7 protein-coding genes are annotated in these 7,675 nt (G+C 63.4%); all 7 read left to right on the forward strand.

Features of this window, described 5'->3' with window-relative positions; genetic code table 11:
• The first annotated feature begins 18 nt into the window (after positions 1-18).
• The 7 genes from IFS44_RS10730 to rpmE all read left to right on the forward strand — a co-directional run bounded on the left by IFS44_RS10730 (position 19) and on the right by rpmE (position 7,410).
• Positions 19-774 carry a phosphatidate cytidylyltransferase gene (locus IFS44_RS10730; RefSeq protein WP_031394215.1) on the forward strand — a complete coding sequence of 252 codons (756 nt, stop codon included), beginning with the start codon at positions 19-21 and terminating at the stop codon, positions 772-774.
• Entirely contained in the window at positions 771-1,928 is a 1,158-nt protein-coding gene (locus IFS44_RS10735; protein ID WP_192098421.1) for a 1-deoxy-D-xylulose-5-phosphate reductoisomerase, read from the forward strand. The genes IFS44_RS10730 and IFS44_RS10735 overlap by 4 nt, the downstream gene beginning before the upstream one ends.
• Positions 1,925-3,058, forward strand: a complete 1,134-nt coding sequence (gene rseP / locus IFS44_RS10740) for an RIP metalloprotease RseP (protein WP_037533274.1) — start codon at positions 1,925-1,927, stop codon at positions 3,056-3,058. The genes IFS44_RS10735 and rseP overlap by 4 nt, the downstream gene beginning before the upstream one ends.
• A gap of 118 nt (positions 3,059-3,176) precedes the next feature.
• Entirely contained in the window at positions 3,177-5,897 is a 2,721-nt protein-coding gene (gene bamA / locus IFS44_RS10745) for an outer membrane protein assembly factor BamA (RefSeq protein ID WP_192098448.1), read from the forward strand.
• Positions 5,897-6,562 carry an OmpH family outer membrane protein gene (locus IFS44_RS10750; RefSeq protein ID WP_192098422.1) on the forward strand — a complete coding sequence of 222 codons (666 nt, stop codon included), beginning with the start codon at positions 5,897-5,899 and terminating at the stop codon, positions 6,560-6,562. Before bamA ends, IFS44_RS10750 begins: the two co-directional genes overlap by 1 nt.
• 26 nt (positions 6,563-6,588) lie before the next feature.
• On the forward strand, positions 6,589-7,077 hold the full coding sequence (gene fabZ / locus IFS44_RS10755; protein WP_342366403.1) for a 3-hydroxyacyl-ACP dehydratase FabZ: 489 nt from the start codon (positions 6,589-6,591) through the stop codon (positions 7,075-7,077).
• A 102-nt stretch (positions 7,078-7,179) separates the two neighbouring features.
• On the forward strand, positions 7,180-7,410 hold the full coding sequence (gene rpmE, locus IFS44_RS10760; protein WP_031393312.1) for a 50S ribosomal protein L31: 231 nt from the start codon (positions 7,180-7,182) through the stop codon (positions 7,408-7,410).
• Positions 7,411-7,675 lie beyond the last annotated feature (265 nt).

The raw sequence follows: 7,675 nt of genomic DNA on the forward strand, positions 1-7,675 counted from the left end.
TCCAACCTCAAGCTCCGGATGATCGCCAGTGTCGGCATGATCGTCGTCGCGAGCATCGCCCTGACGCTGGGCGGCATCGCCTTCTGGCTGCTGGGCGTGGTGGCCGCGCTGTTCATGATGGCCGAATGGGCGATGCTGCAGGGGGCCGACGCGAAAACCAGGCGTATGACGCAGTTCGCGTTGTCCGTGCCGCTCGCGCTGATGGCGCCGGCCTCGCTGATCCTCGTCGTGCACGATTTCTTCACGCTGGGCCTGCTTGCCGGGGCGGCGTTCTTCGTCGTTATCACCACGCGTAAGCCTCCGCTGGCGCTCGGAATCATCTATTGCGGGCTGCCCGTGCTCGCGCTGATGATCATCCGGCGTCAGGAGGACGGCGTGCTCCTGACCCTCTGGGCGCTGTCGCTGGTATGGGCGTGCGATATCGGCGCGTTCTTCACCGGACGCTCATTGGGCGGACCCAAGCTTGCACCCGTGATCAGCCCGAACAAGACCTGGTCGGGCCTGATTGGCGGCGTGGTGCTCGCGGGCATCGTCGCGGCGATCCTTCACGTCGAATATGCGCTGCCGTTCCACCTTGCGCTCGCCACGCCGTTTCTCGCGGCGCTGGCGCAGATGGGGGACCTGTACGAAAGCTGGTTGAAGCGCGTCGCAGGCGTCAAGGACAGCGGCAATACGCTGCCCGGGCATGGTGGCGTGATGGACCGTCTCGATGGGCTCGTCCCGGTCGCCCCCGTCGCGGCGTTACTCATCATGTTGCCGAGCTTATACTCATGAAAAGCGTCACGATTCTCGGTGCGACCGGGTCGGTCGGTACGTCGACGCTCGATCTCGTCGAACGCGAGCCCGATCGTTTTCGCGTCGTCGCGCTGACCGCGAATTGTGACGTCGCGCGGCTCGCCGCGGCCGCGATCCGGACCCGCGCCGAATTCGCGGTGGTTGCCGACGAGCAGTGCCTGCCAGAGTTGCAGGCGGCACTGGCGGGAACGGGTGTCCGCGCCGGCGGCGGTGCGGACGCGATCGCCGAGGCCGCCGCATCGGGCGCCGACTGGACGATGGGCGCGATCGTCGGCTGTACAGGCCTCAAGCCCGTCCTGTCGGCAATCGAGCAGGGCGGCACGGTCGTCATCGCGAACAAGGAACCGCTGGTCTCCGCGGGCGACGTCATCTTGCGCGCAGCTGCGCGGTCCGGGGCGACCCTGCTCCCGGCGGATTCCGAGCATAACGCGATTTTCCAATGCTTTGATGCAGCGCGGCCCGAAGGCGTGCGGCGGATCATCCTGACGTGCAGCGGCGGGCCCTTTCGCGACTGGACGACCGATAAGATGCGCGGCGTGACGCTCGAACAGGCTGTCAAGCATCCCAACTGGTCGATGGGCGCGAAGATATCGGTCGATTCGGCGACGATGATGAACAAGGGGCTCGAACTGATCGAGGCCGCCCGGCTGTTCCCGATCGCTCCCGACCGGATCGAGATCGTCATCCATGCGCAGTCGGTGATTCACAGCCTGGTCGACTATGTCGATGGCTCGGTTCTGGCACAGCTCGGCCCGCCCGACATGCGCACGCCGATCGCACATACCCTGGCCTGGCCCGACCGGATGGCGACGCCGATGGCGCCGCTCGATCTCGTGGGCATCGGCCGACTCGATTTCGCGGCGCCCGATCCGGTGCGGTTTCCCGCATTGCGGCTGGCACGCGAAGCACTGGACGCGGGCGGGGCGCGCCCGGCGATCCTCAACGCGGCGAACGAGGTGGCGGTCGAAGCCTTTCTCAACCGCCGGATCCGCTTCCTCGAAATTGCCGCAATCGTGGAGGATACGCTGATACGCTACGATCCGGCCGCACCGGATAGCGTCGATGCCGTTCTGGCCATCGACGCCGACGCGCGGCGCCTTGCGAACGAGCGTGTGAAGGATTGCGTGGTTTGATCGAAACGCCCGGTATCCTGTTGACGATCCTGTCCTTTATGCTCGTCATCGGACCGCTCGTGTTCGTTCACGAGATGGGCCATTATCTTGCTGGACGGATATTCGGGATCAAGGCCGACGCCTTTGCGATCGGGTTCGGACGCGAGATCGCGGGCTTTACCGATCGTCGCGGCACACGCTGGAAATTCGGCTGGCTGCCGCTTGGCGGTTATGTGAAATTCGCCGGGGACATGACCCCGGCAAGCCAGCCTTCCGCCGAATGGCTCGCCTTGCCTGCCGACGAACGTCAGCGGACATTCCAGTCGAAACCGGTTTGGCAGCGCGCGATTGTCGTTGCCGCAGGTCCGGTGGTCAATTTCGTCGTCGCAATCGTCATCCTCGCCGGATTCGCGCTCGCTTATGGCGACGTCCGGATGCCGCCGGTGATCGGGGCGACCGTTCCGGGCAGTGCGGCGGCACTCGCCGGTCTGCAACAGGGCGACCGGGTCACTGCGCTGGGCGGGCGTTCGGTCGAAACCTTCGACGACATGGCACGCTATGCCCGCATCCGTGCGGGAGAACGCACCCGCATTGATGTACTGCGTGATGGACGACTGGTATCGCGCGATGTCGTGATCGGTACCGAGCTACAGCGCGACCGGTTCGGGAATGAATATCGGATCGGCCGGCTCGGGATCGCCGGTGGCAAACCCATCGTCGTTCGCGTCGGTTTGCTCGAAGCACCGGCCGTCGCGGTGAAGCGGACGGGCGAGATCGTCTCGATGATGGTCGAGACGCTGGGCCAGGTGATTTCGGGCCGTCGCTCCGTCAAGGAGCTTGGCGGACCGCTCAGTATCGCCAAGGTCTCGGGCGAGCAGATGTCGCTCGGCCTCGATGCCTATGTCTTTCTGATTGCGTTGGTGTCCATCAATCTGGGGTTCATCAACCTGCTGCCAGTGCCGATGCTTGATGGCGGACATTTGCTATTTTATGCGATAGAGGCAGTCCGGCGAAAGCCCGTCGGTCCCGACGTTCAGGAATGGGCGTATCGCGGCGGGCTTGCGGCGATCCTCGCACTGATGCTTCTCGTGACCTTCAACGATCTCGGCAATTTCGGGTTGTGGAAGAATCTGGCCGGCTTGATCGGCTGACGCGGTTAGGGCAGGGCGGGCGCGCCCTTGCGTATGCAAGTTTCTTGGGGTGGGTTTGGTGACAGCAATCAACGGTTACACTTTGGCGCGTAACGGCGCCCTGCTCCTGGCAGGTACGATGCTGTCCGGCGCGCCGGTCTGGGCACAGGTGGCGCCTACGGGCGCCGCGCCTGCGGCTCAGGCAAGATCCGGTCCGCCGCGTGCACAGGCGGCTGCCCCTGCATCTGCTCCTACAACGCCCGTAGCGGCGCCTGTATCCCAGACTCTGATCAAGACTTTGCGTGTAGAAGGCTCGCAGCGCATCGAGCCCGAGACCGTGTTGAGCTACACCAAACTCCGCGTCGGCATCCCGTACACGGCGGAAACGCTCGACCAGGCGCTCAAGGACCTGCAGGCGAGCGACCTGTTCGCGGATTACTCGATCGCCGGGGTCGAGGACGGCAATATCGTCCTGCGCATTCGTGAGAATCCGATCATCAACCGCGTGATCCTCGAGGGCAACAAGGCGCTCAAGGCGGACAAGATCACCAAGGAGATCAAGCTCGCGCCGCGGCAGATCTTCACGCGCACCGCGGTCCGCCAGGACATCGCACGGATCATCGAGCTCTATCGCCGGCAGGGCCGCTTCGCCGCGGTCGTGGATCCGAAGATGGTCAACCTCGACCAGAACCGCGTCGATGTCGTGTTCGAGATCAGCGAAGGGCCGAAGTCCAAGGTCCGCCAGATAAACATCCTCGGCAACGAAGTGTTCTCGGACGACAAGATCCGCGGCCAGATGGCGACCAAGCAGGCACGGCTTTTCCGCCTCCTGTCCTCGGCGACCAGCTATGACCAGGATCGTCTGAGCTACGACCAGCAGAAGCTGCGCCAGTTCTACCTGACTGAGGGCTATGCCGATTTCCGCGTAACGTCCGCGGTCGCCGAGCTGACGCCGGACAAGAAGGACTTCATCATCACCTACGTGGTGGAGGAGGGCAAGCGCTACAAATTCGGTGACGTCACCGTCGACAGCCAGATCCGCGACTTCGACAACAAGAAGCTCGCCTCGACGCTGCCGCTCAAGAAGGGCGAGTGGTATAACGCGAAGCTCGTCGAGGATTCGGTCGACAATTTGAGCCAGACCGCGGGCCTCTTCGGCTATGCGTTCACCGAGGTGAACCCGGAGTTCCAGAAGGACGTCGATACCCTGACCATGGGTATCAACTTCAACATCGCCGAAGCCAAGCGCACCTATGTCGAGCGGGTCGAGATCAACGGCAATTCGCAGACGCAGGACAAGGTCGTGCGTCGCGAGATCCGTCTTGCCGAGGGCGACGCGTTCAACAGCTTCCAGGTGAAGCGCTCGCAGGATCGCATCAACTCGCTCGGCTATTTCCAGGACAAGATGGAAATCAAGCAGACGCCAGGCTCCGCGCCTGACCGCGTCATCCTTGAAACCAATCTGGAAGAGCGCTCGACGGGCGAATTGCAGCTGTCGGCGGGCTATTCGAGCCTCGAGCGGTTCATCATCCAGGCGAACATCACGCAGCGCAATTTTCGCGGCAAGGGCCAGGAACTGCGCGCCGGCGTGAACTATTCGAGCTATTCCAAGTCGATCGAGCTTGGCTTCACCGAGCCCTATCTGTTCGACAAGAACATCGCGCTCGGCGGCGACATATTCCGGCGTGATTACAATTCGTTCAACTATGTCGGCAACGATCGCCAGACGACCTATTCACAGGTCTCGACGGGTTTCCAGATCCGTGCCGGTGTGCCGCTGACCGAGTTCTGGTCGCTGTCGGGCCGCTACGGCCTGTCCTATGACGAGGTCGGCCTCGATCAGGCCTCCTATTTCACCAACGGCGTCTGCGACCCGCTCAAGGCCGGGCGCTACCTCTGTGAAGCACTCGGCAATCGCTGGACGTCGTCGATCGGCTATTCGCTGATCTACGATACGCTGAACAGCCGTTTGCGCCCGACCGCCGGGCAGCGCTTCTCGTTCAGCCAGGACTTTGCCGGTCTGGGCGGCGACGTGAAGTATATCCGTACGCGCGCCGAAGGATCGAAGTTCTGGAACCTCGGCAGCGGCTTTATCGGCTCGATCATCGCCGAGGGCGGCTATATCCACTCGCTTGAGAAGAGCCGTGGCGAAGGCGTCGATCGCGTCCGTATCACCGACCGCTTCTATCTCGGCGAGCCGCAATTCCGTGGTTTCGACATTCGCGGCGTCGGTCCGCGGGTCCTGCGCCAGCAATATGTCACTGCGGCCGATGGTACGCAGACCGTGGTGACCGATCGCAATCAGATCGTCGACGACGCGCTCGGCGGCCGGGCTTATTATCTGGCTCGTGCCGAAATCGAGATTCCGCTGGGCTCTGGCGCGCGCGAACTGGGGCTTCGCCCGACCATCTACGCGCAGATCGGCAGCCTGTTCGGCATCACCAAGCCATTGCCAACCGCGGTTTTCCCAACGTCGGTCGACGCGGCCGGCAATGTCACCGTGTTGCCGATCAACACGCCGCTGTTCGACAGCGCAGGCCGCCAGCTCTATTTCAACACCTACACGCCGACCGGTGCCACCGAAACGGCGCAGCGGGCGACGACGTGTCAGGCGGGCTATTCCGATACGCTCGGCGGGGCCTGCTCGGGCGCCGAAGCCAATGTCATCGCGACCAGCGCGATCGCGCCGTTCAAGGAGACGTTCCTTGGCAACTCGCCGCGGCCCCGTCTGTCGGTGGGTATCGGCGTGAACTGGAATTCGCCGTTCGGCCCGCTGCGTATCGATCTCGCCAAGGCCATCCTGACGCAGCCGGGTGATGACCCCAAGCTTATTACTTTCAACGTAGGGACACAGTTCTGATGACGACGTTCAAGACGCTTCTTCTCGCCGCAGCCGTGCTCGCACCGGCGGCGATCGTCGCACCGGCGCAGGCCCAGGTTTCTGGTATCGCGGTCGCCGACCCGCAGGGCGCGATCGCAGGCTCCAAGGCCTGGACCACCGCGCGTGGCCAGATCGAGACGACCTACAAGGCACAGCTCGACCAGGCCGAGACCCGCCGCCAGGCGATCGCCCGCGAACTCCAGCCGCTCGTGACCGCGTTCCAGACCGCACAGCGCGCGCCGACCCCGAATGCGGCGTCGCTCCAGAGCCAGGCGCAGGCGATCCAGGCACGCGAGACCGCGGCAAACCAGGAACTGGCTCGTCTGACCCAGCCGGCACAGCGCGCCCAGCAATATGTCATCGAACAAATCCAGGCGAAGCTCGGCGATGCGGTCAGCAATGCTGTCCGCGCCAAGAACGTGACCCTGCTGCTTCGTCCGGATGCCGCATTGTTCGCACAGCCGGCTGCCGATATCACGGCGTCGATCACGGCCGAGCTCGACCGTCTCGTCCCGACCGTTGGCATCACGCCGCCCGCCGGCTGGCAGCCGAACCAGCAGGGCCAGCAGGGTGGGGCAGCCGCCCCTGCCGCAGCGGCACCCGCCCGCGCGACGCCTGCGCGCACGACGCTGCAGGGCCGCTGAGAATATCGTCGGTGAGCACGGATAACGTGAACGTCGACGTGGCTGACGCCGCGCCCGGTCGATCGAGCGGACCGCTCGATATCGGCCGGGTGATGGCGGCATTGCCGCACCGCTATCCGATGTTGCTGGTTGATCGTGTCGTGGATCTCGTCCCCGACACATCAATCAGCGCCATCAAGGCGGTGTCGATGAATGAGCAGTTCTTTCAGGGGCATTTTCCCGGCCGGCCAATTATGCCCGGCGTGCTGATCGTCGAGGCGATGGCGCAAGCCGCCGGCATATTGGCGGTCGAATCGCTCGGTCTCGCGGGTTCGGGAAAACTTGTCTATTTCATGGCGATCGACGGCGCGAAGTTTCGCAAGCCGGTTGAGCCTGGTGTTTTGCTTCAGCTTGACGTGACGTTCGTGCAGAAGCGCGCAAGTGTCTGTAAATTCGCAGGGCGCGCCCTGGTTGACGGTCAGCTGGTGGCGGAAGCAAATTTTACCGCGATGATCGCCGATCCGCCTAAAGCGTAATTGCCGAAATGGGGGGCTAGCTTGCATCACGGCGTCGCTGTGTGTACGGGCCCGCCGTGCTTTAGGCTGGTCGGAACCAGCCGTTTATACCGGAGACATACGATGAAGGCCGATACGCATCCCGACTATCACATGATCACGATCCAGATGACCGATGGTACCAAGTACCAGACCCGGTCGACCTGGGGTAAGGAAGGCGATGTGATGACGCTCGAAATCGATCCGCTCGCGCACCCGGCGTGGACCGGCGGTCGTGGCACCATGCTCGACACTGGTGGCCAGGTCGCCCGCTTCAACAAGCGCTTCGGTGGCGGTCTCACGCTCCGCAAGTAATTCCTGTCCGGCCGATGTCGGATGGGCAGAAGTTAAAGCCGGCGTACGCAATTAGCGTGCGCCGGCTTTTTTGTTTTTCGTTTGGCGTCCGAATAAGGCGAAGCGGTCTCTACCTCGGTACCGGGCCGAGGAGTTGCACAACCCGGCCCATCAGGAGGGGCAGAAACCAGGGATAGGGCGGTCTAGGAGCCTTGTAGCCGCCAGCCTGCAAAAATTGCCATAAAAGTGAAATTTGCGTTTGACGGGGTTGGGGATGGGCCCTAGA

This window comes from Sphingomonas sp. CFBP 13706 (assembly GCF_014842355.1).
Classification (GTDB): Bacteria; Pseudomonadota; Alphaproteobacteria; order Sphingomonadales; family Sphingomonadaceae; genus Sphingomonas; species Sphingomonas aerolata.